At 68.7% G+C, this 25,000-nt stretch carries 25 protein-coding genes and 4 tRNA genes; 14 read left to right on the top strand and 15 right to left on the bottom strand.

What is annotated here, in order from left to right; all coding sequences use genetic code 11:
• The first annotated feature begins 63 nt into the window (after nt 1–63).
• Together LC438_RS09180 and pdxY are read left to right on the top strand one after the other, a co-directional pair.
• Complete coding sequence (locus LC438_RS09180) at nt 64–1,368, top strand: aminotransferase class I/II-fold pyridoxal phosphate-dependent enzyme (protein WP_223586396.1); 1,305 nt, start codon at nt 64–66, stop codon at nt 1,366–1,368.
• Between the two features lie 46 nt (nt 1,369–1,414).
• A complete protein-coding gene (pdxY, locus tag LC438_RS09175; protein WP_105677370.1) occupies nt 1,415–2,266 on the top strand; it encodes a pyridoxal kinase PdxY in 852 nt (283 codons plus the stop codon).
• A gap of 105 nt (nt 2,267–2,371) precedes the next feature.
• Here the strand turns inward: pdxY and LC438_RS09170 are convergent, their stop codons facing one another.
• On the bottom strand, nt 2,372–2,920 hold the full coding sequence (locus tag LC438_RS09170; protein WP_105677371.1) for an HIT domain-containing protein: 549 nt from the start codon (nt 2,918–2,920) through the stop codon (nt 2,372–2,374).
• Nucleotides 2,917–4,920 (bottom strand): threonine--tRNA ligase, encoded by a 2,004-nt coding sequence (gene thrS / locus LC438_RS09165; protein ID WP_223586395.1) that lies wholly within the window; start codon nt 4,918–4,920, stop codon nt 2,917–2,919. The genes LC438_RS09170 and thrS overlap by 4 nt, the downstream gene beginning before the upstream one ends.
• Nucleotides 4,921–5,037: 117 nt before the next feature.
• On the opposite strand from thrS, the gene LC438_RS09160 reads away from it, so the two are divergent.
• Nucleotides 5,038–6,390, top strand: coding sequence for a deoxyribodipyrimidine photo-lyase (locus tag LC438_RS09160; RefSeq protein ID WP_223586394.1), 1,353 nt, complete (start codon nt 5,038–5,040; stop codon nt 6,388–6,390).
• Between the two features lies 1 nt (nt 6,391).
• On the opposite strand, the gene LC438_RS09155 is transcribed toward LC438_RS09160, so the two are convergent.
• The gene (locus tag LC438_RS09155; RefSeq protein WP_223586393.1) at nt 6,392–6,751 is read right to left on the bottom strand and encodes a YnfA family protein; all 360 of its coding nucleotides are present in this window, start codon (nt 6,749–6,751) and stop codon (nt 6,392–6,394) included.
• A 106-nt stretch (nt 6,752–6,857) separates the two neighbouring features.
• Between LC438_RS09155 and LC438_RS09150 the strand changes: the two genes are divergently transcribed.
• Nucleotides 6,858–8,486 (top strand): hypothetical protein, encoded by a 1,629-nt coding sequence (locus LC438_RS09150; protein WP_223586392.1) that lies wholly within the window; start codon nt 6,858–6,860, stop codon nt 8,484–8,486.
• 10 nt (nt 8,487–8,496) lie between these two features.
• Here LC438_RS09150 and LC438_RS09145 read toward each other — a convergent pair whose 3' ends face one another.
• From LC438_RS09145 to LC438_RS09135, 3 genes are all read right to left on the bottom strand, one after another.
• Nucleotides 8,497–9,264 (bottom strand): head GIN domain-containing protein, encoded by a 768-nt coding sequence (locus LC438_RS09145; protein ID WP_223586391.1) that lies wholly within the window; start codon nt 9,262–9,264, stop codon nt 8,497–8,499.
• A gap of 85 nt (nt 9,265–9,349) precedes the next feature.
• On the bottom strand, nt 9,350–10,015 hold the full coding sequence (locus LC438_RS09140) for a response regulator transcription factor (RefSeq protein ID WP_223586390.1): 666 nt from the start codon (nt 10,013–10,015) through the stop codon (nt 9,350–9,352).
• Entirely contained in the window at nt 10,003–11,166 is a 1,164-nt protein-coding gene (locus tag LC438_RS09135; protein ID WP_223586389.1) for a sensor histidine kinase, read from the bottom strand. The genes LC438_RS09140 and LC438_RS09135 overlap by 13 nt, the downstream gene beginning before the upstream one ends.
• A 165-nt stretch (nt 11,167–11,331) precedes the next feature.
• Between LC438_RS09135 and LC438_RS09130 the strand changes: the two genes are divergently transcribed.
• Both LC438_RS09130 and LC438_RS09125 read left to right on the top strand, forming a co-directional pair.
• The gene (locus tag LC438_RS09130) at nt 11,332–12,279 is read left to right on the top strand and encodes an alpha/beta hydrolase (RefSeq protein ID WP_223586388.1); all 948 of its coding nucleotides are present in this window, start codon (nt 11,332–11,334) and stop codon (nt 12,277–12,279) included.
• 32 nt (nt 12,280–12,311) lie between these two features.
• Nucleotides 12,312–12,710, top strand: a complete 399-nt coding sequence (locus LC438_RS09125) for a hypothetical protein (protein ID WP_223586387.1) — start codon at nt 12,312–12,314, stop codon at nt 12,708–12,710.
• Between the two features lie 66 nt (nt 12,711–12,776).
• Here the strand turns inward: LC438_RS09125 and LC438_RS09120 are convergent, their stop codons facing one another.
• The 4 genes from LC438_RS09120 to LC438_RS09105 form a co-directional block, all read right to left on the bottom strand.
• Nucleotides 12,777–13,667: a restriction endonuclease gene (locus LC438_RS09120; RefSeq protein WP_263294812.1), complete on the bottom strand. Its 891-nt coding sequence runs from the start codon at nt 13,665–13,667 to the stop codon at nt 12,777–12,779.
• Nucleotides 13,668–13,945: 278 nt separating this feature from the next.
• Nucleotides 13,946–14,017: transfer RNA gene (locus LC438_RS09115), tRNA-Val, on the bottom strand.
• Nucleotides 14,018–14,042: 25 nt separating this feature from the next.
• A tRNA-Cys gene (locus LC438_RS09110) sits at nt 14,043–14,113 on the bottom strand.
• A 53-nt stretch (nt 14,114–14,166) separates the two neighbouring features.
• Nucleotides 14,167–14,239 (bottom strand) — tRNA-Gly (locus LC438_RS09105).
• Nucleotides 14,240–14,392: 153 nt separating this feature from the next.
• Here LC438_RS09105 and LC438_RS09100 point away from each other — a divergent pair.
• Nucleotides 14,393–14,468 (top strand) — tRNA-Val (locus LC438_RS09100).
• A 284-nt stretch (nt 14,469–14,752) separates the two neighbouring features.
• On the top strand, nt 14,753–14,998 hold the full coding sequence (locus LC438_RS09095) for a GIY-YIG nuclease family protein (protein ID WP_223586385.1): 246 nt from the start codon (nt 14,753–14,755) through the stop codon (nt 14,996–14,998).
• A gap of 58 nt (nt 14,999–15,056) precedes the next feature.
• Here the strand turns inward: LC438_RS09095 and LC438_RS09090 are convergent, their stop codons facing one another.
• A complete protein-coding gene (locus LC438_RS09090; RefSeq protein ID WP_105673092.1) occupies nt 15,057–15,443 on the bottom strand; it encodes an SPW repeat protein in 387 nt (128 codons plus the stop codon).
• Between the two features lie 94 nt (nt 15,444–15,537).
• Between LC438_RS09090 and LC438_RS09085 the strand changes: the two genes are divergently transcribed.
• Complete coding sequence (locus LC438_RS09085) at nt 15,538–16,179, top strand: Pr6Pr family membrane protein (RefSeq protein ID WP_223586384.1); 642 nt, start codon at nt 15,538–15,540, stop codon at nt 16,177–16,179.
• A 132-nt stretch (nt 16,180–16,311) separates the two neighbouring features.
• Nucleotides 16,312–17,472, top strand: a complete 1,161-nt coding sequence (locus LC438_RS09080) for a DUF1611 domain-containing protein (protein ID WP_223586383.1) — start codon at nt 16,312–16,314, stop codon at nt 17,470–17,472.
• On the opposite strand, the gene LC438_RS09075 is transcribed toward LC438_RS09080, so the two are convergent.
• From LC438_RS09075 to zapE, 3 genes are all read right to left on the bottom strand, one after another.
• Nucleotides 17,438–18,031, bottom strand: a complete 594-nt coding sequence (locus LC438_RS09075) for a type II toxin-antitoxin system PemK/MazF family toxin (protein ID WP_223586382.1) — start codon at nt 18,029–18,031, stop codon at nt 17,438–17,440. The two genes, LC438_RS09080 and LC438_RS09075, sit on opposite strands and share 35 nt — an antisense overlap.
• 108 nt (nt 18,032–18,139) lie before the next feature.
• Entirely contained in the window at nt 18,140–19,378 is a 1,239-nt protein-coding gene (locus tag LC438_RS09070; protein ID WP_223586381.1) for an ammonium transporter, read from the bottom strand.
• Nucleotides 19,379–19,502: 124 nt separating this feature from the next.
• Entirely contained in the window at nt 19,503–20,543 is a 1,041-nt protein-coding gene (gene zapE, locus LC438_RS09065; RefSeq protein ID WP_105673088.1) for a cell division protein ZapE, read from the bottom strand.
• 130 nt (nt 20,544–20,673) lie between these two features.
• Between zapE and LC438_RS09060 the strand changes: the two genes are divergently transcribed.
• Nucleotides 20,674–21,567 (top strand): sulfurtransferase, encoded by an 894-nt coding sequence (locus LC438_RS09060; RefSeq protein ID WP_223586380.1) that lies wholly within the window; start codon nt 20,674–20,676, stop codon nt 21,565–21,567.
• A gap of 19 nt (nt 21,568–21,586) precedes the next feature.
• Nucleotides 21,587–22,018 carry a SufE family protein gene (locus LC438_RS09055; protein WP_105673086.1) on the top strand — a complete coding sequence of 144 codons (432 nt, stop codon included), beginning with the start codon at nt 21,587–21,589 and terminating at the stop codon, nt 22,016–22,018.
• On the opposite strand, the gene LC438_RS09050 is transcribed toward LC438_RS09055, so the two are convergent.
• Nucleotides 22,002–23,156, bottom strand: a complete 1,155-nt coding sequence (locus tag LC438_RS09050; protein WP_223586379.1) for an alpha/beta hydrolase — start codon at nt 23,154–23,156, stop codon at nt 22,002–22,004. The two genes, LC438_RS09055 and LC438_RS09050, sit on opposite strands and share 17 nt — an antisense overlap.
• Before the next feature lie 25 nt (nt 23,157–23,181).
• On the opposite strand from LC438_RS09050, the gene LC438_RS09045 reads away from it, so the two are divergent.
• Both LC438_RS09045 and LC438_RS09040 read left to right on the top strand, forming a co-directional pair.
• Complete coding sequence (locus tag LC438_RS09045; RefSeq protein ID WP_223586378.1) at nt 23,182–23,763, top strand: DUF3000 domain-containing protein; 582 nt, start codon at nt 23,182–23,184, stop codon at nt 23,761–23,763.
• Nucleotides 23,756–24,949 (top strand): ribonuclease D, encoded by a 1,194-nt coding sequence (locus tag LC438_RS09040; protein ID WP_105673083.1) that lies wholly within the window; start codon nt 23,756–23,758, stop codon nt 24,947–24,949. Before LC438_RS09045 ends, LC438_RS09040 begins: the two co-directional genes overlap by 8 nt.
• The last annotated feature ends 51 nt before the right edge of the window (nt 24,950–25,000 follow it).

Here is a 25,000-nt window from a genome sequence, read left to right as displayed (position 1 = left end):
CGTTTTGATCTATGTCAAAAGATAGCACTGTCCGGAACGACCTAGAATCGGTCACGAGGACTCATGACGGACATCACAGGGAGCACCGCGGCGGAGATCGCCGACAGCGTGCGCGGGCTGCGCGACCGCGGCCTGCTGCGTGCGGGCAGCGTCCTGCCTCCGGTGCGTGAGCTCGCCTCGACCCTCGGCGTCAATCGCAACACGGCGGTCGCCGCGTATCGTCAGCTGGCCCAGGCGGGACTCGTCGTGTCGCGTGGCCGCGCAGGGACCGTCGTCGCGGGACACGAGTCCGTCGCCCAGGAGGGATACGCCGCCGACACGGTGCTCCGCGATGTCGGAACCGGAAACCCGGATCCTCGGCTGATCCCGGACCCATCCCCCGCACTCGCCACCCTCGCCGGCCGCCCGGTGCTCTACGGAGAGCCCGTGATCGACCGCGGGCTCGACGAGTGGGCGCACGACTGGGTCGCCGCAGACCTCGGCGACGCCGACTTCCGCATCACGATCACCAGCGGTGCGGTGGATGCCGTGGAGCGCCTGCTCGCGCAGGCTCTCATGCGCGACGACGCCGTCGCGCTCGAGGATCCGTGCTTCCTGGCCAGCATCCACACCGTCCGGCTCGGCGGATACCGTGCCGTCCCCGTGCCCGTCGACGAAGAGGGCATGACGGTCGACGGTCTGCGGGCCGCACTCGACGCCGGCGTCCGCGCGGTGATCTGCACACCCCGCGCGCAGAACCCCACCGGGGCCAGCCTCAGCGCCCGCCGGGCGGCGGAGCTGCGCACCGTGCTCGCCGCGCACCCGTACGTGCTGATCATCGAGGACGATCACTTCTCGATGCTGTCGCGCCGCCCCTACGAGACCCTGATCGGCCCCGCGCATCGACGGTTCGCGCTTGTGCGCTCGGTCTCGAAGTTCCTGGGTCCCGACATGTGCCTGGCCGTGGCGGCGACCGATCCCGAGACCGCAGAGCGTCTCGCGATGCGGCTGAGCCCCGGCACCACCTGGGTGAGCCACCTGCTGCAGCGCCTGACGCTCACGCAGCTGACCGACGAGACCGTGGCAGCGCGGATCGCGGCGGCATCCGAGCACTACGCGGCCAAGAATGACGACTTCGCGACCCGTCTGCGAGAGCACGGCATCGAGGCCGCCGCATCAGATGGACTGAGCCTGTGGGTCGCCCTGCCGATCGCCGCGCGCACGGTCGCCGAGCGCCTCATGCGGCGCGGCTGGCTGGCCCGCACAGGTGACGACTTCGCTCTCGACGACAGGGCAGAGCCGTCGCGCCACCTGCGCCTCACTGTCCACGATCTCTCCGACGACGATGCGGCGACGCTCGTCACCGACCTCGTCGCGGCAGTGCGATGATCCACCCCCGCGGTCTCCGGCCCGCTCTGAACGAAAGGATCGGAGAATGAAGGTCCTCTCCATCCAGTCCGCCGTCGCATACGGCCACGTCGGCAACTCGGCGGCGGTCTTCCCGCTGCAGCGCATCGGCGTCGAGGTGCTCCCGGTCTACACGGTGAACTTCTCCAACCACACCGGCTACGGCGCCTGGCGCGGCCCGCTCATCGCGCCGGCCGACGTCGCCGAGGTCATCACCGGCATCGAGGAGCGCGGCGTCTTCGGCGAGATCGACGCGGTGCTCAGCGGCTACCAGGGCGGAGAGGGCATCGGCGACGTCATCATCGACGCCGTGGCCCGAGTCAAGGCCGCCAACCCGGAGGCCGTCTACGCGTGCGATCCGGTCATGGGGAACGCCAAGTCCGGTTGCTTCGTCGCTCCCGCGATTCCGATCCTGCTCCGCGAGAAGGTCGTCCCCGTGGCCGACATCATCACGCCGAACCAGTTCGAGCTGGGCTTCCTCACCGAGACCGAGCCCGACACGCTGGAATCGACCCTCGCCTCCGTCGACCTCGCGATGGCCATGGGCCCCTCGACCGTGCTGGTCACCAGCGTCGAGCGACCCGACCGCGAAGAGGGCACGATCGAGATGCTCGTCGCCGACGCGACCGGTGCGTGGATCGTGCAGACCCCGCGCCTTCCGATGAAGGCCAACGGCTCCGGCGACGTCACCGCCGCACTGTTCACCGCCCACTACGTGCAGACCGGCAGCGCGCAGACGGCGCTGGAGCGCACGGCGTCGAGCGTGTTCGACCTGCTGTCGTTGACCCTCGAGTCGGGCGAACGCGAGCTGCAGCTCATCGAGGCGCAGGAGTTCTACGCGAACCCGCGACTCCAGTTCACCGCACGCCAGGTGCGCTGAGGCGCGGACGCTACCGCGCTTCGTCTCGCTGCGCTCGCTCGCTCAGCGACCGGACTCCCGCATCCGGCCGTTGAGCGAGGAGCGCAGCGACGAGACGTGTGAGGCTCAGGCGGAGGGCCAGGCGTTCGCGACGGCCTCGCGCACCTCGCCGAGCAGCTGCGGCAGCGCCTTCGTCTTGGCGATGATCGGGAAGAAGTTGGCGTCCGACGTCCATCGCGGCACCACGTGCTGGTGCAGATGGGCGTCGACGCCGGCCCCGGCGACGGCGCCCTGGTTCATGCCCAGATTGAAGCCGTCGCAGCGTGACACCTCGCGCAGCACGCGCATCGCGGTCTGGGTGAGGGCGCCGATCTCGGCGACCTCCTCCGGCGTCGCCTGATCGTAGGTCGCGATGTGCCGGTACGGGCACACGAGCATGTGGCCGGAGTTGTACGGGAACAGGTTCAGCAGCACATAGGCGGTCTCGCCCCGTGCCACGATCAGCCTCTCCGCGTCCGGGTGCTTCGGCGCCTCGCAGAACGGGCACTCCTCGCGCAGCGGCTCCGGGCCCGCCTGGATGTACGCCATCCGGTGCGGGGTCCACAGCCTCTGGAACTCGTCGGGGACGCCGGCCAGATGACCGGCGTCCTCCAACGACTCAGAACCCGAGGTCACGCCAGGTCCCCTGCTTTCAGCACCAGCGCGTGCGAAGCGATCGCCGCGGTGATCCGGCGCACGGCATCCGCCACCGGCACGCCGTTCTCCTGCGTGCCGTCGCGGAAGCGGAACGAGACCGTACCCGCTGCCCTGTCCTGCTCGCCGACGATGAGGATCACGGGGACCTTCGCCGTCGTGTGGTTGCGGATCTTCTTCTGCATGCGGTCGTCGGAGTGGTCGACATCTGCGCGCACTCCCGCCGCGCGCAGCTGGCCGATCACGTCGTCGAGGTAGTCGCCGTACTGCTCGGCCACCGGGACGCCGACGACCTGGCTCGGCGCCAGCCACAGCGGGAAGTCTCCTGCGTAGTGCTCGAGAAGGATCGCGAAGAAGCGCTCGACCGAACCCAGCAGGGCGCGATGGATCATCACCGGACGATGCTTCTGCCCGTCGGATCCGGTGTACTCGAGCTCGAAGCGATCGGGCTGGTTGAAGTCCAGCTGGATCGTCGACATCTGCCAGGTGCGGCCGATCGCGTCGCGCGCCTGCACCGAGATCTTGGGACCGTAGAAGGCCGCGCCACCGGGATCGGCGACGAGCTCGAGGCCGGATGCGACGGCGACCTCGCGCAGGGTCTCGATGGCCGTGGCCCACTGCTCGGGCTCTCCGAGGAACTTCGGGTTCCCCTCCTCGTTCGTAGACAGCTCGAGGTAGAAGTCGTTGAGCCCGTAGTCGCGCAGGAGGTCCAGGACGAGGTTCAGGTTGGTGGTGAGCTCCTCCTTGACCTGATCCTGGGCCACGTAGATGTGCGCGTCATCCTGCGTCAGCCCTCGGACGCGGGTCAGGCCGGACAGCGTGCCGCTCTTCTCGTATCGGTAGACGGTGCCGAACTCCGCGAGCCGTAGAGGCAGCTCGCGGTACGAGCGTCCACGCGAACGGAAGACGAGGTTGTGGAACGGGCAGTTCATCGGCTTCAGGTAGTAGTCCTGCCCCTGCCGTGTGATGTTCCCCTCCTCGTCGACGATCTCGTCGAGGTGCATCGGAGGGAACATGCCGTCGGCGTACGTCTGCAGGTGACCCGACGTCATGAAGAGATCCTTCTTCGTGATGTGCGGGCTGTTCACGAGGTCGTACCCGTTGCGCAGCAGGTGACGGCGCAGGTTCTCCTCGATCTCGTAGCGGATGATGCCGCCCTTCGGGTGGAACACCGCGAGACCGGAGCCGATCTCGTCGGGGAAGGAGAACAGGTCCATCTCCGCGCCGAGCTTGCGGTGGTCCCGACGCTCGGCCTCGGCGAGGCGCTCCTGATACGCGCGCAGCTCGTCCTTGGACGGCCAGGCCGTGCCGTAGATGCGCTGCAGCTGCGGGTTCTTCTCGCTGCCGCGCCAGTACGCCGCGGCGATGCGGGTGAGGTCCCAGCCGTTGCCGATCATCCGCGTGTTGGGCAGGTGCGGCCCGCGGCAGAGGTCCTTCCAGACGACCTCGCCGTCTCGGGTCGTGTTGTCGTAGATCGTGAGCTCGCCCTCGCCGACCTCGACGGACGCGCCCTCGGCCGCGTCGGCGTTCGAGCCCTTGAGACCGATGAGCTCGAGCTTGAACGGCTCATCGGCGAGTTCGGCGCGCGCCTCATCGTCGGTGACGACGCGGCGCACGAAGCGCTGGCCCTCGCGGACGATGCGCTGCATCTCCTTGGTGATGGCCTTGATGTCTTCGGGGGTGAAGGGCGTGTCCACGCCGAAGTCGTAGTAGAACCCGTCGGTGATGGGCGGGCCGATGCCGAGGTTCGCCTGCGGATTGATGCGCTGCACCGCCTGGGCGAGCACGTGAGCGGCCGAGTGACGCAGGATGTTCAGCCCGTCGGGGCTGTCGATGGTGACGGGCTCGACCTCGTCGGCGTCGGTCACGGTGGCGGCGAGGTCCTTGAGGACGCCGCCGACGCGCATCGCGACGACGGATCGGTCAGAGAACAGGGCGAAGCCGTCTTTCGGCTGGGCGTTTTCAGGCACTGAGCACTCCATCTGGGTCAGGAATCCAGGCTACCCGCACGACCGGGTGCTTCAGACCGCTCTCGCACTCGGAATCGGGCGAACCGTGGGAGCTCCGCGGTGACGAGCACGCAGAGGGGACAATGAGATATGCCCTCTCCCACGATCGTCTGGCTGCGCGATGATCTCCGAATCGCGGACAACCCGGCCCTGCTCGCGGCCTCGCGCCGTGGTGAGCCGACCATCGCCCTGTACCTGCTCGATGAGGAATCACCCGGTGTCCGGGCTCTGGGAGGGGCTGCTCGCTGGTGGCTGCACCATTCGCTGTCGTCATTGGCGGAGCGGCTCGGGGAGAAGGGCGTGCCCCTGGTGCTGAGGCGAGGCCCCGCGTCACGGGTCGTCGAGGATGTGGTCCGGGAGAGCTCCGCCGGCGCCGTGTACTGGAACAGGCGCTACGGGGCGGCCGAGCGCGAGATCGACGCCGCCCTGAAGTCCTCGCTGCGCGAGGCCGGTCTTCTGGTCGAGTCCTTCTCGGCGTCGCTTCTGCACGAGCCGTGGATGGTCAGGACGGGCGGGGGCACCCATTTCTCCGTCTTCACTCCGTTCTGGCGCGCCTGCCAGGCGCTTCCGGCGCCCCGGCGTCCGCTGCCGGAACCTGACGACTTCGTCGGCATCCCGCCCGCTCTCGAATCCGACGACATCGCCGGGTGGGCTCTGCGCCCGTCGTCCCCTGATTGGGCCGGAGGTCTGCGAGAGACGTGGACACCCGGCGAGCCCGCAGCGATCGACCGCCTTGCTCAGTTCCTCACGGAAGACGTCGACGACTACGAACGAACGCGTGATGAGCCCGCGGCGGGAATGACCTCGCTGCTCTCTCCTCGACTGCGCTGGGGAGAGCTGAGCCCGTTCACCGTGTGGCACAGCGCCGCGGGCGCACCGGGGACAGGGAAGTTCCTCGCCGAGCTCGGATGGCGGGAGTTCGCCTGGCACACCCTCTTCCACTTCCCCGATCTGGCGACCCGCAACCTGCGCCCGTCCTTCGACGCCTTCCCCTGGCCGCCGGTCGACGTCGAACAGCTCACCGCGTGGCAGCAGGGACGCACCGGCGTGCCGCTGGTGGATGCCGGGATGCGGGAGCTCTGGAGCACCGGATTCATGCACAACCGCGTCAGGATGGTGGCCGCGTCGTTCCTGGTGAAGAATCTGCTGATCGATTGGCGGCTCGGCGAGGAGTGGTTCTGGGACACGCTCGTCGACGCGGACGAGGCGAGCAACCCCTTCAACTGGCAGTGGGTGGCCGGGTCCGGCGCCGATGCCGCGCCCTACTTCCGGGTCTTCAACCCTGAGCTTCAGGCGAAGAAGTTCGATCCGCAGTCCCGCTATGTCGAACGATGGGCCGGGGATTCCCTCCTCACGGCGCCGATCGTCGATCTGGGCACCACGAGGAAAGCGGCTCTCGCGGCCTATGAGCGGATGAAACGAACCTCCGCGGATCTCCCCTGACTCACAGCGCCGCCGACTCGCTCGCGCCGCCAGCCGTCGGAGCGAACACGATGATCGCCGCACCGACCAGTGCAACGGCCGAACCCACCCAGTCCCATGTCGTGGGCCGGAATCCGTCGACGATGATGCCCCACGCCAGGGAGCCGGCGATGAACACACCGCCGTAGCACGCGAGCACTCGCCCGAAGTTCGCATCGGGTTGCAGCGCGGCGATGAATCCGTACGCTCCGAGGGCCATCACGCCGAACACGGCGAACAGCCACCCGCGGTCCTCCTTCACGGTCTGCCAGATCAGCCAGGCGCCGCCGATCTCCGCGACGGCAGCGAGCAGGAACAGGATGCTGATGCGCAGAACGGTCATGCGTTCAGTGTTCCAGGGTTCCCGCACTCACCGTCTTGATCGATACGGTGATCACGGGGAGCCGATCGCATCCCCGTCTCCCCCACTGCACCCGATAGGCCACGCCATGCGCTCTGTCCGCTCCCGCCCCGCCGCCGTCGCCGGCCTTCTCGCCCTCGCGATCGTCGCGCTGCCGACGGCCGCGGGCGCCGCGGTCGCTCCCTCCGACGACGTGACTCCGGTAGCGGCCGTGTCGCTGGAGCCGTACTTCCCCGGCGAGCCGTCCTGGCCGTCCACCGCCTACCCGACCTGGGCGCTGCGCATCGATCTCTCCGACGCCGATCCCGTGCCAGGCGAAGCCACGAACATCGACCTCTCCGCGAATCTCACTGCGGCGGCCGCTCCCGGGACGCTGCGCGATGAGGACGGGGTGGAGCTCGCGACCTTCGCCGTGTCACCCGACGGACACCGCATCACCGTCACGTACTCCGCCGCAGCCGCCGCGGTCGTCGATCTGCAGGCCGAGCTCGCGATCTTCGTCAGCGCCGACTCCGTGGGCCCGGGGAACGACACGCTCACGGCTCAGGCCGCGGCCGACGGCGTCGTGTTCCCGCTCAGCGCCTCCTACACGGGATTCGCCTGGAACCCCGCCGGCACCGTGGGGACGTGGGTCCCGAGCCCGACCGGCTCCCTGCGTTTCCTCGCGCGCTCCGTCGTCGAGGCCGTCCCCGAGTTCGCCGAAGACGGCGGCCAGTGGATCGGAGTGGGCGGCGCGAACGACTGGACCGGAAGACTCGCCCCTGTCAGCGGGTCCACCCGGGTGTTCGGGCTGGACGAGCTCCCCGCCACTCTGAGCGGGTTCACGGATCCGGCATCCCTGTGGCAGGACGGCGTCGACTACACGGTGGACGAGCAGGAGACGCACGATGGCGAGCCGGTGTTCGGCGTCACGGTCACCGGTTCGCCGACCGGATACATCGTCGTCGAGCAGGCGTACGACCTCGTCTCGGCGGGCCCCTCGCTGTTCGACGCTCCCAACACCGCCCTCCCGCTTCAGGGACGGAAGGTGTTCGGCGCCGGCACCCGTATCGTGACCGGATCGGTCGGCGGGCACCAGGGCGGGGGGAACGGAGTGGGAGGGCTGTCCACTCTCGCCTTCTTCGCCGGCTCGGGCGGAGCGGCCTCCGGTACCCCGATCTCTCCGGCGCTGTCCGTGGACCGCGCAGTGACCCCCGACACCGCCGCCCCCGGAGAGACGACCGGACGGGTCGCTCTCACCATCGCGAACACCGGCAACACCCCCCTCGACGTGAACGTCGCCGACCTCCTCGCCGCGAACGACGCCTCCGTCCTCATCCGCGATGCGGACGCGAGTTCCGGTGCCGTGACGGTGGACGGCAGCGCCGTCCGCTGGACCGGCATCGTCGGCCCCGGCGAGACGCTCGTGGTGACCTACACGTTCCGCGCGACGGCGTCAGGGCCTCGTCCGGGAACCGTCTCCTGGAGCGGAAACGCCCGCGGAGTCGTGCCCCGGAACGCGGAAGAGTCCGTTGAGCCACCGGTGCCCACCGCAGAGGTCGCCGTCTCCGCACGTCCCGTCGTTCCGGAAGCGCCGACCTCACCGGGGTCGGGGAGCACTCTCGCGACCACCGGATCGGATGCGCGCGCCGCACTCGGTCTCGGCGTCCTGGCCGTCCTGCTGGGCGCGGGAGGGGCTGCGCTCCTGGTGAGCTCGCGTACGCGGTCCCGGAGCTGACCTCCGAGGTTCAGCGACGGTACAGCTCCCCCGAGCCGGAGATCTTCTTCGTCACGCTCGGGTCCCCCGCGTAGGAGACGTCTCCGCTCCCGTCGATCACGACATCGAGGGAGAGCCGGGCGTCGACATCGGCATCCCCCGACCCGGTGACGACCACGCGGGCGCGGTCGCTGCGCAGGGATGCCGCGCTGAACCCACCCGACCCCGCGACCTCGACGTCCTGGGCGGCGGCCGTGCCGTCGATCTCGACGCCCCCGGATCCCGTCATGCGGACGGTCAGCTCGGAGAGCTGGACATCGTCGACGGAGATGCTGCCTGAACCGTCCGCGACGACGGAGGCCGAGTCCGCGGCGACGCCTGCGGCCTCGACATCGCCCGAACCCTGCACGTCGATCGAGGGCGCCGTCGCGCCGGTGAAGTCGACCTGCGCGTCGCCCGAGCCTCGCACGTGGAGAGTCTCGAGGGTCGTCACCGTGAGCTCGTAGCGGATCTCACCGTTCCATCCGATGGGCGTCTTCTCCATGCCGAGGGTCAGCACCCCATCGGAGATCTCGGACGTGAGCTCGCCGATCACGTTCTCCCCTGCGGTGACACGCAGGGATGGCGTGCTGCCGACGCGCATCGTGAGATCGCCGCTCGTATCCAGCACCACTTCGTTGATGTCCGTGATCGGTCGGTCCTCGCTCACCCGTGTCCCCGTGTCGAACACCGCGCAGCCGGTCAGGGCGGCGGTGACGGCGAGCAGGATGACGGTGGAGGACAGCAGACGGGAGCGCATGGAAGACACGCTACGGAGGCGCCGGGCCGCTGAACAGCTACCGGGGTATGGAATCCGCCTCCCTCTGGGGTACGAGGAGGTCTCGTCAGACGCCGGGAACGACGAGGCCCCACTCATAGGCGAGGATCACGAGCTGTGCGCGGTCGCGGGCTCCCAGCTTCATCATCGTCCGATTCACATGGGTCTTCGCGGTGTGCGGAGAGATCGTCAGGGTCTCGGCGATCTCCTGGTTGGTCAGTCCGCCGGCGACGAGCAGCATCACCTCGCGCTCGCGGTCGGTGAGCGCGTCGAGAAGGACCTGATCCGGGACGCGGGGTGATGCGTCGGCGGCGCGCAGCGAGCGCTCGATGAGGGCGCGTGTCGCAGCGGACGACAGGAGCGAGTCGCCCCGGTCGATCGTGAGCACGGCGCGCACGATCTCCTCCGGCTCGGCGCCCTTGCCGATGAATCCGCTGGCACCCGCGCGCAGGGCCGCCACCACGTACTCGTCCTCCTCGAAGGTCGTGAGGATCAGCACGCGCGTGCGACCCCCTGCCCCCTCTGCGCAGATCTCGGCCGTCGCGGCGATGCCGTCGAGGTCGGGCATCCGGATGTCCATCAGCACCACGTCCGGCGACTCGCGCTCCACGGCGCGCACGGCATCCCGCCCTGTGGCGACCTCGCCGACCACGAGGATGCCGGCGTCGCCGAGGATGTCGCGGACGGCCTGCCGGATGAGCGGCTGGTCATCAGCGATGATCACGGTGACCATTCGTCATTCCCTCCGTCTGTGGGGAGTCGTACGTCGAGACGGAACACTCCGTCGACGCTCTCCGTCCGGACCGTGCCGCGGACGGCTGTGACGCGCTCACGCAGCCCGACGAGCCCGTGACCGCCAGCGGACGCCTCCGGCCCCGGACGCACCTCGTTGCGGACGTCGATGAGGAGATCGCCGCCGACGATGTCCAGGCGGACGCGCACGGGACGATCCGCCCCGTGCTTGTGGGCGTTGGTGAGGCTCTCCAGGAGCACGAGGTAGGCGACGTGATCGTTCGACGGAGACAGCGCGACCCCGGCGGACTCGTCGTGGAGCTCGACGCGCAGCCCCGCGTCCACGAAGCGCGCGATCAGGTCGGCGGCGCCCGCGAGCCCGGTCTGCGGGCGCAGATCCCCGGTGTCCTCCGGATCCTCGGAGCGCAGCAGCGCCATCAGGCCCCCGATGTCGGTGAGGACCGTGCGGGACGCGCGTCGAATCGTCGTCAGCGCCTCTCTCGCGCGATCCGGTCGGGATTCCAGCGCCGACGACGCGACGCCCGCGTTGAGACTGATCACCGTGATCTGATGCGCGACGACGTCGTGGAGATCGCGCGCGACGCGCACACGCTCCTCCGCGACCCGACGTCTGGCTTCCTCTTCCCGGCCGCGCTCCGCACGTTCCGCACGCTCGGTCATCGCGGCGCCGAACTCGCGACGAGATCGTGTGGCATCGCCGATCGCCCCGGCCAGTGCGATGAAGAACAGGAACTGCAAGGCCCTCGAATCGAAGAACTCTCCGTGCAGCGGGACCGCGTTGGAGACGAAGACGACTCCGACGACGAGCGTCAGCGCGATCAGCCCCACAGTGCGACGCGTGTACGCGGTGACGGCGAAAGCGCTGATCGCCGTCGCGATGAGAGAGCTCGGCGAGAGTATCCCCATCACCGAGAGGACGACCGCGACGACGACGCTGACGCCAAGGACCGCGAGGGGCCACCGACGACGGAACGGCATCGCCGCGGCCGGCAGGAGCGCGATCGGGAGCAGCATCCCGGGGACCTGGAAGACCGACTCCGGGTAGGGCAGCACCGCGAACAGGACGATGACCGCGACGGCGATCACATCCCCGAACGGCGCGGTGAGTCCGGAAGCGGGGCGGGCGGGCATCCTTCCAGTATTCCGCGCGCGGCCGGATCGGGAGTCCGCCCTGAGGATGACTTCCCCGTACTGCGAACGCGGTAGGGAGATGTCTGCGCCGGGGCGATGCCTCGAGCGGGCATCCGAACGACGCTGGAAGGACGGGGCGCACCGTGCGCCGCGGGAGAGGTCCGAATGAAGAAGTCTGTGAAGAGAGTGCTCGTCTCGGTGACCGCCGTCGCCGCGGTGATCGCCGTCGGATTGGCGACGACCACGATCGTGAACGTCGTCGCCACCGACGCCGAACAGGAGCGGATCGAGCCCTACGGCCAGCTCGTCGAGGTCGACGGACGCCACATGAACGTGGCCATCAGCGGCAAGGGCGACGAGACCATCGTGCTCCTCCCCGGGTTCGGCACGGCGTCGCCCGCGCTCGATTTCGCGCCTCTCGTCGATGACCTGTCGGCGGATCACCGCGTCGTCGTGGTCGAGCCGTTCGGCTACGGCCTGAGCGACGGCACGGACCGCGAACGCACGACGGCGAACATCGTCTCCGAGGTGCACGAGGCTCTGGACGAGCTCGACATCGACCGGTATGTGCTGATGGGGCACTCGATCGCCGGGGTGTACGGCATCGAACTCGCACGTCGCTATCCCGACGAGGTCGAGGCGTTCGTCGGTATCGACTCCAGTGTGCCCGGTCAGCCCCGAACGGACACCGCGTTCCCCATCGGCCTGCTCGGCGCCGCCAAGAACCTCGGGCTCATCCGCCTTGTCGCCACGTCCGCCACGGGCTACGAGGAGGACGTGTACTCCGAAGAGGTGCGCGAGCAACTGGTGATGCTCTCCAACCGGAACTCGCTGAGTGCGACGTATCTCGATGAGATGTCCCACATCCGCACGAACTTCGCTGACGCGCTCGGCACCGGATTCGCCCCGGCGCTGCCGCTGCTGCTCTTCGTCGTGGAGCACAACGAGGAGGTCCCGGAGTGGCGGGAACTGCACGAGAAGCAGGCTGCGGGCGTCGATGACGGAACGGTGATCGCGCTCGACGGCTCGCACTATCTGCACCACACGCAGTCGCCGCGGATCGCTGAAGAGTTCCGCGCATGGGAGGCGGCTCGATCGGCACAGGTCGGCTGAGGTCGCCGGCGGGCACCGGATAGCGTAGACGCATGGTCAGGACTGCTGCACGATGGATGCTCGCGCTGGTGCTCGCCGCGGCCGGCGCCGCCCATCTCGTCCGCAATCGGGGCTTCCGGATCGTCGTCCCGGACTGGGCGACGCGGGTCACGCGCCTCGACAAGGACGCGATCGTCATCGCCTCGGGGGCGGCGGAGCTCGCGCTGGCTGCCGGTCTCGTCGCCCTCCCCCGCGAACGCCGCAGGATGGGCTGGGCCGTGGCGGGGTTCTTCGTCGCCGTGTTCCCCGGGAACGTGCACCAATGGCGTACGCGCCGCTCCGCACCCGGCCTCGACACGGACGCCCGCCGTCTCGGCCGCCTCTTCCTGCAGCCGCTGCTCGTGCTCTGGGCGCTGTGGGCGACCGCCGAGGAGGACCGCTCCCCCCGTTGAACATCGCGCGTCCCGCCGGGGGTTCCGGCGGGACACATCCGCAATCGTCTGGCGCCGCGCGGCGGCTCAGGCGAAGAAGTCCTCGTCGATCTCGACGACCTTGTACGTCTCGCGCACCTGGACCCCGACGCCGTAACGGATCATCAGGCTCGTGAGTCGCGCACCGTCGATGAGGATGACGCGCATGGGGACGCCTTCGGCATAGGCGCGCGCCCCCTCGGAGAACCGGCTCGTCGTGATGAAGACGCCGCTGTCCGCCTTTCCGCTGAGGGCCCCGACGAAACCCTGCACGTCGGGACGCTGGACGGCGTTGTGGTCGGCATAGCGCTTCGCCTGGATGTAGACGCGGCTGAGCCCGAGCACATCCTGATCGATGACCCCGTCGATCCCGCCGTCGTTGCTGCGCTGCGTCACGCTGCCGCCGCCGGTGGTTCCGCCGTAGCCCATGGCGAGCAGCAGTTCTACGACAGCCTGCTCGAAGAATCCGGGTTCCTTGCCCTGGAGTCGTTGGAGCAGCTCGGCGGCGACCTCCTCATCGATGCGAGCGATACCGCTCTGCACCTGCTCGATCGGGGTCATCGACTCGCCGTCGACCGCCGCGACCGTATCGCTGGGCTTCGCCCGCTCGGTCTTCTCGTAGAGGCGGATCGGCGATTCCGGGTCGGCACCGAGCGCACGGATGTCGCGCTCGCGGATGCCGTCGGGAAAGGAGCCGATGAGCTGACGGCCGGCGTCTGTGATCGTGTAATGGCCCCGCTTCGGCCGTGCGAGCGCACCGACGTTGGTGAGGAACGAGACCGCCCAGCCGATGCGGTTCTCGTACTTGACTTGACTGCCCGACGGCAGCAACTCCTGCGTCTGAGACTCCGTCAGCCCCGCCGCGTCGGCGACCAGCGGCTGGAACTCCCGCCAGTGCCTGACGATCCCGTCGTCGAGAACGCGAAGCGTCGGGATCATGAACCCTTCCCAGTTCGGCATCTGCTCCGTCACTTCATGCCCTCCACGGGACTACATCCTGTCTTCGCGCTCCAGCCCAGGTCGGACCGGCACATGATTCGAGTGTACGAACCTCACCGAAGGTGCCCACGACACCGCTCGCGCGTCTCGCCACGCAGCTTCACCGTGTATCCCTCCGACTGGAGGTCGCTGTCTCGCTGGGGTCCGAGCTCGCCGCGGGATCGCCCTCGAAGGCCCGGGAACGCAAAAACCCCCGGATGAACCGGGGGTTTTGTCTGTGCGCGATACTGGGATCGAACCAGTGACCTCTTCCGTGTCAGGGAAGCGCGCTACCGCTGCGCCAATCGCGCCCGTTGGGGCTATTCAGTTTCTGAGAGGTGGCGACGGGATTCGAACCCGTGTAAACGGCTTTGCAGGCCGGTGCCTAGCCGCTCGGCCACGCCACCGTGTGGATTGACCCCACGTGCGGAAGGCCCTCCGAAGAAGGCCCCTGCACTTGAGCGGATGACGAGACTCGAACTCGCGACCCCAACCTTGGCAAGGTTGTGCGCTACCAACTGCGCTACATCCGCGTTGTTCCCGGGTTGTTGCCCCGAGCACTTGATAAACATTAGCCGACGATCGGCGGTTGTCAAAACCAGACCCGAATCTCGCGCGTGTCCCGCGATCTGGTCAACAGGGCCCCCGACGGTCGGGTAGTATCGGTTGACGTACCCCACGGGTATGGGCGATTGGCGCAGTTGGTAGCGCGCTTCCTTCACACGGAAGAGGTCATCGGTTCGAGTCCGGTATCGCCCACCACAGAACCCCGCAGAGCTTCGACTCCGCGGGGTTTCTTCGCCTCACCGCAGCAGAAGGCCCGACCGGCTCAGTCTCGGGTGTCGGAGCCCACGGCTACCGTTCACACCGTGTCAGACCTTCCTCCCCTGCCCGGGCCGTGCGGACTCTGCGGGGGTCTGCGCGGCACACGGCGCGAAGGTTCCCTGATCTGCGCCGACTGCGGCTGGCGCTACGGAGACGCACCTGACCCCGACCTGCCTCTTCCCGCGATCGAAGTGGTCTATTACCTCCGATACGACCGCCGGGTGAAGATCGGCACGAGCCGGAGGCCACGGCAGCGCCTCACGAGCATCCGGCACGACGAGCTCCTCGCCTTCGAACAGGGCGGCAGGGCCCTCGAACAGCAGCGACACCGAGAATTCGCCTCGGTCAGGGAGGGCGGCGAGTGGTTCACCCTGACCGACGAGGTGAGAGCGCATATCGCGGCTCTGCGCGAACGCGGCGAGCCGTGGACGCTCTATGCCCGCTGGCTGAGCGATGCACTTCGGTGACCTCACACGCCGATGACGGCGCCACCGGACAGGTCCGGCAGCACCGTCGTCGTCGCTCTCACGCGTGAGCCGCAGAGACCTTCACGCGGGCCGGCTGAGGCTGGGAGAACAGCACGACCACGATCACCGCGACGCCGACCACGACGTGCGGCAGCCAGACGTTGAGCGCCTGGCCCGAGAAGCCGAACAGCCACGGCGACAGCGCGAGGAACAGGCTCGCCACGATGTCGAACACGAGGTGGACGGGCATCGGGATGAACCCGAACGGACCCCACTCGTACTTGGTGAAGAGGCTGTAGACGATGAGTCCGACACCGAGCACGATCGGGATGACGACGGCAGCGCCCCCGACGCTGGAGAAGCCGAACAGCCACGGTGCGGCGATCAACGCCACACCGACGATGTAGTCGAGGGCACCGTGGACCTTGGTGGGGATGAAACGCATGATTCCTCCTTAGCTGCGCCGCGGATCGCGACTCACAGCTGGTTCGGAGCGCAGGGGGAAACGGATTGCCGCCCTCCCCGCATAGCCTGGGGACGTGCCCGAGATCCGCCCCGCCTCTCGCCCCGTCGCCATCGCACGCATGCTCGTCGGGGCCGCCGTCATCGGCATCCTGATCTACACGTATGCGATCGGCATCCCGGCACAGGGCGCGAATCCGTTCGACTACTTCGGCTACTTCACGAACCTCACCAGCCTGCTGACCGGCCTGATCCTGATCGCGAGCGGGGCTGCGGCAGCCGTCACACGCACGGTGCCGGACTGGATGCCGCAGGCGCGCGGCGCGGCCGTCACCGGCATGATCATCGTCGCGCTGATCTACAATCTCATCGTCCCGGGTACGGGCACCGCTCCCGCATGGGTCAGCATCACGCTGCACCTCGTGTTCCCCGTGCTGCTGGTGCTGGACTGGCTCCTCGTCGGCGATCGGCCGCCGCTGCCCTGGCGGCGGCTCTGGATCGTCCTCCCCTATCCGCTGACCTGGCTCGTCGTGACGCTCGTCCGCGGCGCGACGGACGGATGGGTCCCGTACGGATTCCTCCTTCCCGAACGGGGCGCCGCACAGCTCGCGGCCACCGCCGGAGGCCTGCTGCTCGCCCTCCTCGCCGCGGCTGCACTGGTCTGGACGATGAGTCGTCAGCGCGGGGTCGCCACGGTGTCGACCGGGTTCGCGGGGTAGTCCCAGGCTCGACTGCTACGGTGACCGGGTCGGCACCTCGTCGACGTCAGGGAAGACTTCTTGTCGACCAACGGGCCCCCATCGGCCATTTCGTTCTCCGTCGCCTCCTCTGGGTGATCCTAGGAGCGCGCCATGCCCGCCCATTCCCTTTCCGACCCGATCGACTCCTCTGCGCTCGACTGGGCGCTCCCCGCGACGCTTCCCGCCGGTTCGACGGCCGTGGTGTACTGCGAGGGACAGTTCGGCGAGCAGGACGGCAAGACCGCCAACGGGCTCGTGCGCCACTCCGAGAAGTACGAGATCCTCAGCGTCATCGACAGCACACGCGCGTTCCAGGACACGGGCGCGTTCCTCGACGGCGCGGACAACGGCATCCCGATCCTCGCGAACCTCGCCCAGGCGATCGTCAACGCCGGGCGGGTGCCCGACTACCTCATCTGCGGTGTCGCCCCCGCCGACGGGCTCATCTCCCCCGCGGTGCGCCGGGCCCTGCTCGACGGCATCTCACGGGGCATGCACATCGTCAGCGGTCTGCACGAGTTCCTCGGCGACGATGCCGAGTTCGTCTCCGCGAGCATCGCCGCAGGAGTCACCATCACCGATGTGCGCCGCCCGCGCGACAAGAAGGACCTGCACCTCTTCTCCGGTCGGATCTTCGATGTGACCTGCCCTCGGATCGCGATCCTCGGCACCGACGGCGCCATCGGCAAGCGGACCACCGCGACGCTCCTCGTCCGCGCCCTCACCGACGCCGGCATCCGGGCGGTCCTCGTCGGCACCGGCCAGACCACGATCATCCAGGGCGGACGCTACGGAGTCGCCCTCGACGCGCTCGTGCCGCAGTTCTGCTCGGGCGAGGTCGAGAACCAGGTCGTCGCGGCCTTCGAGGGCGAGGATCCCGACGTGATCATCGTCGAAGGACAGGGCGCACTCAGCCACCCCGCGTACCTCACCTCGGCGCACATCCTCCGGGGAAGCCGCCCCGAAGCCGTCATCGTGCAGCACGCACCGGCCCGCAAGACGCTCGGAGACTTCCCGATGGTCGCGATGCCGTCCGTCGCGAGCGAGGTGGCGCTCATCGAGTCGTTCGCCGACACCCGCGTGATCGGCGTCACGGTCAACCACGAGGATCTCACCGCTCCCCAGCTCGCCGCAGCGATCGACGAGATCGAAGGGGAGCTCGGCATCCCCGCCACCGATCCGCTCACGAGGCCGGCGAGCGAGCTCGTGGAGATGGTGCTTCAGGCCTTCCCGGCGCTCAGCCCTCAGCTCGCCAGCCGTATCGCCGGCTGAGCGCTCCGGCGACCCGGCCGAAACGGACCTTGTCGAGGACGGCGGCTTCGCGCCTCAGTCCGCGCTCGTGGACGCTGTACAGCTGCTCGATGTCGACCCACGATTCCCTGCCCTGCGAGTCCCAGGAGCCGGATCCGATCGACAGGAAGTCCCTGTCCCGCTCGTGCGCCTTGCTGGTCATCCGCACTGCGTACACGCGGTCCGATGACTGGCGGCCGATCACGAGCACCGGCCGGTCCTTGCCCCTGCCGTCGTTCTCCTCATAGGGCACCCAGGTCCAGATGACCTCTCCGGCGTCCGGAGCGCCGTCACGTGCCGGCGCGTAGGAGATCCGCAGGTCGCGGATGCGCTCCGGATCGATGCGCACGGTGTCGGTGCCCGCGGCCTGTCCCGGCTCGACGACATGCCCGGAGTCCCCGGGGCCGGTGCGCTCGGCATCCGTCTTCAGGCGCGCCCTCGGGCGTGCCGGAGTACCTTTGGGCGACGTGCTGCGCCCGGATCCCACCGCCTTGAGGAGGATCTCCAGGATCGAGGTCAGGATGCCGTTGCCATTGCCCACAGGGTCACCCTATCCGCTGCCGCACCACGTCAGCGCACGCCGGAAGGGCGTCTCGGTTCAGGGGAACCGAGACGCCCTTCCGCGTTCGCACGACGATGCTGTAGGCGCTCACGCGTCCGCGAGCGCGTACCCCTCCTCGCCGTGCACGACCAGGTCCACTCCTGCGATCTCGTCCTCGTTCGTGATGCGGAACCCGATCGTCTTCTCGATCGCGAAGCCGATCACGAAGGAGATGATGAACGAGTAGAGCAGCACGCCCACCGCGGCGATCGCCTGTACGGCGAGCTGACGGAAGTCACCGCCCACGAACAGTCCGGTGCCGGTGGCGAACAGGCCGAGGTACAGAGTTCCGAAGAGTCCGCCGACGAGGTGGATGCCCACCACGTCGAGCGAGTCGTCGAACCCAAGGCGGAACTTCAGCTCGACCGCCAGCGCGCACAGGATGCCGGCCAGGGCGCCGAGCAGCAGCGACCACCCCGGCGTCAGGTTCGCGCAGGCCGGAGTGATGGCCACGAGACCGGCAACCGCACCAGACGCCGCACCGACAGAGGTCGCCTTGCCGTCCTTGATGCGCTCGACGAGGATCCAGCCGAGGATCGCCGCCGCGGTGGCGCCCAGCGTGTTGAGGCCGATCAGACCGACGCCGCCCATGTCCTCAGCGAGCCACTCCGCACCCGCGTTGAAGCCGAACCACCCGAACCACAGCAGGGCGGCCCCCAGGAGCGTCAGCGGGACGTTGTGGGGCTTCAGGATGCCCTTCTGGAAGCCGATGCGCTTGCCGAGGACGATCGCCAGCGCGAGGGCCGCTGCACCCGCGTTGATGTGCACGGCGGTTCCACCGGCGTAGTCGATGACGGCGATGCCGCTGTCCTCGCCGAACAGCGTGGTGCCGAGATTCATGATCCAGCCGCCGCCCCAGACCCACGCGGCCACCGGGAAGTAGCCGACCGTCGCGAACACGCCGGCGAAGATCAGCCAGGATCCGAACTTCGCGCGGTCGGCGATCGCGCCGGAGATCAGTGCGACCGTGATGATCGCGAAGGTCGCACCGTACGCGACGCCGAGCAGGGCGACGTTGGATCCCTCGCCGCTGGCCAGCGCGCTCAGGCCGAAGTCGGCGAAGGGGTTGCCGGCGAAGGCGGTCGGGCTGTCGACGGCGCTCATCGAGAATCCGAAGAGGATCCAGAGCACCGCGACGAGACCGATCGAGCCGAAGCTCATCATCATCATGCTCACGACGCTCTTCGCCTTGACGAGGCCTCCGTAGAAGAAGGCGACTCCGGGCGTCATCAGCAGCACGAGAGCCGTCGCTGTGATCGCCCAGGAGATGTTGCCGGGTGCATCCATGTGTAAACCTCACATTCGGGAAACTGTGAGGTTCAGTGTGACGACACCCGATTTCCGGGATGCGTGAAGTTTGTTGCGCGCACGTTACAGGCTGAGCGCCCGTGTGAACATCGCGTTACGCAGGTCAGCGTTCGGCGTGGGTGAGGGCGTTCAGACGCGAGATCGCCCGCAGGTACTTCTTGCGGTAGCCGCCGCCGAGCATCTCCTCGGCGAAGACCTGATCCAGGCTGACACCGGTGGCCACGATCGGGATCTGCGCGTCGTAGACCCGGTCGACGAAGGCGACGAAGCGCAGCGCCTCCGACTGATCGGTCAGCACGCGCACATCGCGAAGGCCCACGAGCCCGAGTCCCGTGATCAGACGGATATACCGCGAGGGGTGCACGCGGGCGAGGTGGGAGATGACGTCGCCGAACGCATCGTCGGATGCCGCGCCCCCGGTCGCGCCCTTCGCGATGGCGTCGGCGTACTCCGCATCGGACGACACGACGGCGTGGCCGTCGAGCGCACGCTGGCGGAAGTCGACGCCGTCGATCCGCAGCGTCTCGAAGCTGTCGGACATGGCGTGGATCTCTCGAAGGAAGTCCTGGGCGGCGAAGCGCCCCTCGCCGAGCGCGTTGGGCGGGGTGTTGGAGGTCGCGGCGAGCTTGGTCCCGGTGGGGACGAGCTCTCCGAGGAGACGCGTCATCACCATGGTGTCGCCGGGGTCGTCGAGTTCGAACTCGTCGATGCAGAGCAGATCGGCCCCCTTCAGCAGATCGACCGTGTTCTTGTACCCGAGAGCTCCCACCAGAGCGGTGTACTCGATGAACGAGCCGAAGTACTTCCTGCGCGCGGGCATCGCGTGATAGATCGAGGCGAGGAGGTGCGTCTTGCCGACGCCGAAGCCTCCGTCGAGGTAGACGCCAGGTTTGATCTCGGGTTCCTTCTTCGCCCGGCTGAACAGCCCTCCGCGCTTCACGGGCGCACCACGCCCTGCGAACCGGATCAGGGTCTCCTTCGCCTCCTCCTGAGAGGGGTACGCGGCGTCCGCGCGATAGCTGTCGAACGTCGCTCCATCGAACTGGGGCGGGGGCACCAGGCTCGCGAGCATCTCGGGACCGGTGACGGTCGGCTGGCGCTCGGTCAGGTGCACGACGCCCGTGGCGGTGGTGGTGTCAGTCATCGTTTTCCTGTGTCGAAGTCTTACGAATCCGGTGCCGGGGGCGCAGCGGGGATCTATCGTCGTAGGGACGGCTCAACACTACGCCGTCCGCACCTGCGTCATCGCCCGCTCAACGTCTGAGGAGATCCCTGTGGCCATCGAGTTCGATTCGTCTTCGTCCAAGTTCGCCGAGTACGCGGAACCCGGCCGTCTGGTCACCACCGACTGGCTCGCCGCGCACCTCGGCGATCCGGGGCTCGTCGTGGTCGAGTCCGATGAAGACGTGCTGCTCTACGAGACGGGACACATCCCGGGGTCCGTGAAGGTGGACTGGCACACCGAGCTCAACGACCCTGTCGTCCGCGACTACGTCGACGGCGAGGGCTTCGCGACGCTCCTGAGCAGCAAGGGCATCTCCCGCGACGACACCGTCGTGATCTACGGCGACAAGAACAACTGGTGGGCGGCCTACGCGCTGTGGGTCTTCTCGCTCTTCGGCCACGAGGACGTGCGTCTCCTCGACGGCGGCCGCGACCGCTGGATCGCGGAGGGACGCGAGATCACCCGCGAAGCCACCGTCCGCCCCGCGACCGAGTACCCCGTGATCGAGCGCGACGACTCCGTCATCCGCGCCTACAAGGAGGACGTGCTCGCCCACATCGGCAACCCGCTGATCGACGTGCGCTCCCCCGAGGAGTACAGCGGTGAGCGCACCACCGCCCCGGCCTATCCCGAGGAGGGCGCCCTTCGCGCCGGCCACATCCCGACAGCGCAGAGCGTGCCGTGGGGCAAGGCGGTCGCCGAGGACGGCGGCTTCAAGCCGCGTGCCGAGCTGGACGCCATCTACCGAGACGGCGCGGGTCTCGCCGACGGCGACCAGGTCGTCGCGTACTGCCGCATCGGGGAGCGCTCCAGCCACACCTGGTTCGTGCTGACGCACCTGCTCGGGTTCGAGAACGTCCGCAACTACGACGGCTCCTGGACTGAATGGGGCAGCGCGGTGCGCGTGCCGATCGTCACCGGGGCAGAGCCCGGCGCCCTCTGACGGTGCGAGAATGTCAGGGATGAGCACCAGCACCGTCCCCGACGTCCTCGCCGAGATCCGCGATTCCTTTCTGGAGACCCCGGAGCCCGATCGGCTCCTGCTCCTGCTCGAGTTCGCGGACGAGCTGCCCGCCGTGTCGGACGAGGTCGCCGCTCACCCGGAGATGTGCGAGCGGGTCGCCGAGTGCCAGTCCCCCGTCTACATCTACGTCGAGGTGCACGACGGCGTCGTGACGATGCACGCGACCGCTCCCCCGGAGGCCCCGACGACAAGGGGCTTCGCCAGCATCCTGGTGCAGGGGATCTCCGGACTCACCGTCGACGAGGTCCTCTCGATCCCCGAGGACTACCCGCAGTCGATCGGCCTGACCAAGCTCGTCTCCCCCCTGCGCATCGGCGGCATGACGGGCATGCTGATGCGCGCCAAGAACCAGGTCAGGCAGAAGAGCTGAAGCCGTTCCCGCTCACCCAGTCGGTGATGGATGCCGTCCACGCCGTCTGGTCGTAGTTCCAGAGCTTGGTGTGCCGCGCCACCGTGAAACGCGGCATCGTCACGATGTCCGGACGGGCCTGCTGGAGCGCGTGAGAGGCGTCTGACGGGACGAAGCCGTCGTCGTCGCTGTGCAGGATGAGGATCGGCACGTCGAGCTCCTCGGCCCTGGCCACCATGTCGAGCCGATCGAAGGAGATGGCGTCGTCCGCGCCGCTCAAGCGCGCGGTGAGCGGGAGCTGGAGGGCACCCATGGCCATGTCCGGTAGCGGCCCCCTGAGTCCGGACTCCCTCGCCTGGAACCGCAGGACGGTGCGCCAGTCGACCACCGGCGACTCGAGGATGAGTCCGGCGATCCTGCTGCGATTCGCCGAGTTGACCGCGGTCTGCAGCGAGATCGCTCCGCCCATCGACCAACCCATCAGGATGACGCGCTCGGCGCCGTGGCGCAGCGCGTAGGAGATCGCCGTGTCCACGTCGCGCCACTCCGCAGCACCCAGCGCATACGCGCCGGCTCTGCTCCGTGGCGCCTCGCCGTCGTTGCGATACGACACCACGAGGTTCGGGAGCCCTGCGGCATGCAGCACGGGCACGGCCCTGAGGCACTCCGCCCGCACCGCTCCGCGCCCGTGGACCTGGATCACCCACGTCGACGACTCCCCGGGGAAGTACCACGCAGGGCACGGACCGGCGGGCGATCCGATCAGGACGTTCTCCCAGCGCAGGTGCAGTTCGCTCGGGGTCGAGTAGTAGTAGCCGCTGAACGTCGCACCCCGGTCGACCCTGGCGCCCGGCTCGATCTGCGTGAGCAGCTTGCGCCGCACCGTCGTGGCATCTGCGCTGAGCACCGCGCCCAGCTTCACGTAGCCGTAGGTTCCGGTCGTGAACAGGCCGTAGCGCCCCGGGAGCTCCGTGTCGAGGGTCCGCTGCAGCTCGATCGTCTGCGCGCCCGTGTCGACAGCGCGGATGACCGTGTCCAGCGGCCTCCTGCCCGGGGTGACGACGCGACGGGCGGTGCCGAACACGAGCAGGGCGACCGCAGCCCCGAGCGCGAGCAGTGCGGGGACAAGGAGCGCAACGGCGTGCCTGAGACTCTTCATCGCCTCCTGACTCTAGCCTGTTGCCGTGACCGCACAGCCCGATGACGGGACCCTCTTCGACGCCGCCGTGGCCGAACTGCGTGAGACCGCCTTCCGTGCGGACATCGCCGTTCGGGAGATCACCACGCCCCAGGGCCTCGCCCCGTTCGCGATCGCGCTCGCCGCGGACGTCCGCCCCGACGACACCGGAGACTCGGTGTACGGCACCGGGCGCTTCGTCCTCCTCCACGATCCCGATGCTCCGGCGCCGTGGGACGGCCCGTGGCGCATCGTGCTGTTCGCCCAGGCTCCCCTCGAGCCGGAGATCGGCACGGACCCGCTGCTCGCGGACGTCGCCTGGTCCTGGCTGGTGGATGCTCTCGACTCGAGGGATGCGATCTACCACTCTGCATCCGGCACCTCGACCAAGACGCTGTCGAAGGGTTTCGGCGGGCTCGCCGTCGAGGGCGACGGCGCACAGATAGAATTGCGGGCGTCCTGGACTCCAGAGGGCCCGTTCAGACCGCACGTCGAGGCATGGGCCGAACTGGTCGGAATGCTGGCGGGTCTTCCGCCCGGATCCGAGGGCATCGCCGTGATCGGCGCGCGAAAGGCTGCACGTGACTGAATACTCCGTGATCTCGGATTCCGAGGAGTTCCTGGCGGCATGCGCCGCACTCGCCGAGGGCACAGGTCCCGTCGCCGTGGACGTGGAGCGGGCATCCGGGTTCCGCTACTCCCAGCGGGCGTACCTCGTGCAGGTGTTCCGCCGGGGTGCGGGGGTCTTCCTCTTCGATCCTCCTGCCATCGGGGACTTCGCGCCGCTGCAGGCCGCGATCGGCGACGTCGAGTGGGTGTTCCACGCGGCGAGTCAGGATCTGCCGTCGCTGCGGGAGCTCGAGCTGGTCCCTGCGACGATCTTCGACACCGAGCTGGCGTCCCGACTCCTCGGCCACGAACGCGTCGGCCTCGCCGCCGTCGTCGAGGAGACCCTCGGCATCGTCCTGAAGAAGGAGCACTCGGCATCCGACTGGTCGACCCGGCCGCTGCCGCCGGCGTGGCTGGAGTACGCCGCACTCGATGTCCTCCACCTCATCGACGTGCAGGAGGTGCTGGTCGCCGAGCTCGAGGAGCAGGGCAAGACCGAGTTCGCCGCGGAGGAGTTCGCCGCCACGATCACCCGCCTGCCGAAGCCTCCTCGCGAGGACCCGTGGCGTCGGCTGAGCGGTCTCCACCAGGTGCGCGGTGCGCGCAACCTCGCGGTGGCCCGTGAGCTGTGGCGGGCGCGTGAAGCCTTCGCGCAGGAGCAGGACGTCTCCCCCGGCAGGCTGGTGCCCGATCGTTCGCTGGTGGCCGCCGTGCTCGCCAACCCGCAGAGCAAGTCGGCGCTCGCCGGCACCAAGGACTTCCAGGGCAGGGCCAGCCGCACCCAGATCGATCGGTGGTGGCAGGCGATCGTCGACGGCCGCGCCGCCGAGGAGCTGCCGCGCGAGCGCGTTCCCAGCGACACGCTGCCCCCGCCCCGCGCGTGGGCCGACCGCAATCCCGAGGCGGACGCCCGGCTCAAGGCCGCACGCCCTGTGGTGGAGGCCGTCGCCGAGGAGCTCGGCATGCCCACGGAGAATCTGCTCACCCCGGAGTTCCTCCGTCGCATCGCGTGGGATCTGCCGGGGACGACCGTCGAAGAGATCGGCACAGCGCTCGCCACGCTGGGAGCGCGCCCCTGGCAGATTGCACAGACTGCACAGAAGATCGCCGACGCCTTTGTAGAGGCTGGTCAATCGCCCGACGAGACCCCCACACCCGCTTCGTAGGTTCGATCCAACCGATTCCTCCCGCCTCCGCGGCCTTCCTAGACTGAGGTC

It is taken from the genome of Microbacterium sp. OVT16B, from assembly GCF_019969705.1.
GTDB lineage: Bacteria > Actinomycetota > Actinomycetes > Actinomycetales > Microbacteriaceae > Microbacterium > Microbacterium natoriense.
Note: the sequence above shows the minus strand (reverse complement) of the source record. Positions and strands in the feature narration are given on the sequence as shown.

Coding starts and splice junctions, on each gene's coding strand:
- pdxY (WP_105677370.1), top strand. CDS start 1,415: ATGAAGGTCCTCTCCATCCAGTCCGCCGTCGCATACGGCCACGTCGGC.
- LC438_RS09050 (WP_223586379.1), bottom strand. CDS start 23,156: ATGAAGAGTCTCAGGCACGCCGTTGCGCTCCTTGTCCCCGCACTGCTC.
- LC438_RS09135 (WP_223586389.1), bottom strand. CDS start 11,166: ATGCCCGCCCGCCCCGCTTCCGGACTCACCGCGCCGTTCGGGGATGTG.
- LC438_RS09090 (WP_105673092.1), bottom strand. CDS start 15,443: ATGCGTTTCATCCCCACCAAGGTCCACGGTGCCCTCGACTACATCGTC.
- LC438_RS09155 (WP_223586393.1), bottom strand. CDS start 6,751: ATGACCGTTCTGCGCATCAGCATCCTGTTCCTGCTCGCTGCCGTCGCG.
- LC438_RS09160 (WP_223586394.1), top strand. CDS start 5,038: ATGCCCTCTCCCACGATCGTCTGGCTGCGCGATGATCTCCGAATCGCG.
- zapE (WP_105673088.1), bottom strand. CDS start 20,543: ATGACTGACACCACCACCGCCACGGGCGTCGTGCACCTGACCGAGCGC.
- LC438_RS09125 (WP_223586387.1), top strand. CDS start 12,312: ATGGTCAGGACTGCTGCACGATGGATGCTCGCGCTGGTGCTCGCCGCG.
- LC438_RS09070 (WP_223586381.1), bottom strand. CDS start 19,378: ATGGATGCACCCGGCAACATCTCCTGGGCGATCACAGCGACGGCTCTC.
- thrS (WP_223586395.1), bottom strand. CDS start 4,920: ATGGAGTGCTCAGTGCCTGAAAACGCCCAGCCGAAAGACGGCTTCGCC.
- LC438_RS09140 (WP_223586390.1), bottom strand. CDS start 10,015: ATGGTCACCGTGATCATCGCTGATGACCAGCCGCTCATCCGGCAGGCC.
- LC438_RS09145 (WP_223586391.1), bottom strand. CDS start 9,264: ATGCGCTCCCGTCTGCTGTCCTCCACCGTCATCCTGCTCGCCGTCACC.
- LC438_RS09120 (WP_263294812.1), bottom strand. CDS start 13,667: ATGATCCCGACGCTTCGCGTTCTCGACGACGGGATCGTCAGGCACTGG.
- LC438_RS09055 (WP_105673086.1), top strand. CDS start 21,587: ATGAGCACCAGCACCGTCCCCGACGTCCTCGCCGAGATCCGCGATTCC.
- LC438_RS09150 (WP_223586392.1), top strand. CDS start 6,858: ATGCGCTCTGTCCGCTCCCGCCCCGCCGCCGTCGCCGGCCTTCTCGCC.
- LC438_RS09080 (WP_223586383.1), top strand. CDS start 16,312: ATGCCCGCCCATTCCCTTTCCGACCCGATCGACTCCTCTGCGCTCGAC.
- LC438_RS09180 (WP_223586396.1), top strand. CDS start 64: ATGACGGACATCACAGGGAGCACCGCGGCGGAGATCGCCGACAGCGTG.
- LC438_RS09130 (WP_223586388.1), top strand. CDS start 11,332: ATGAAGAAGTCTGTGAAGAGAGTGCTCGTCTCGGTGACCGCCGTCGCC.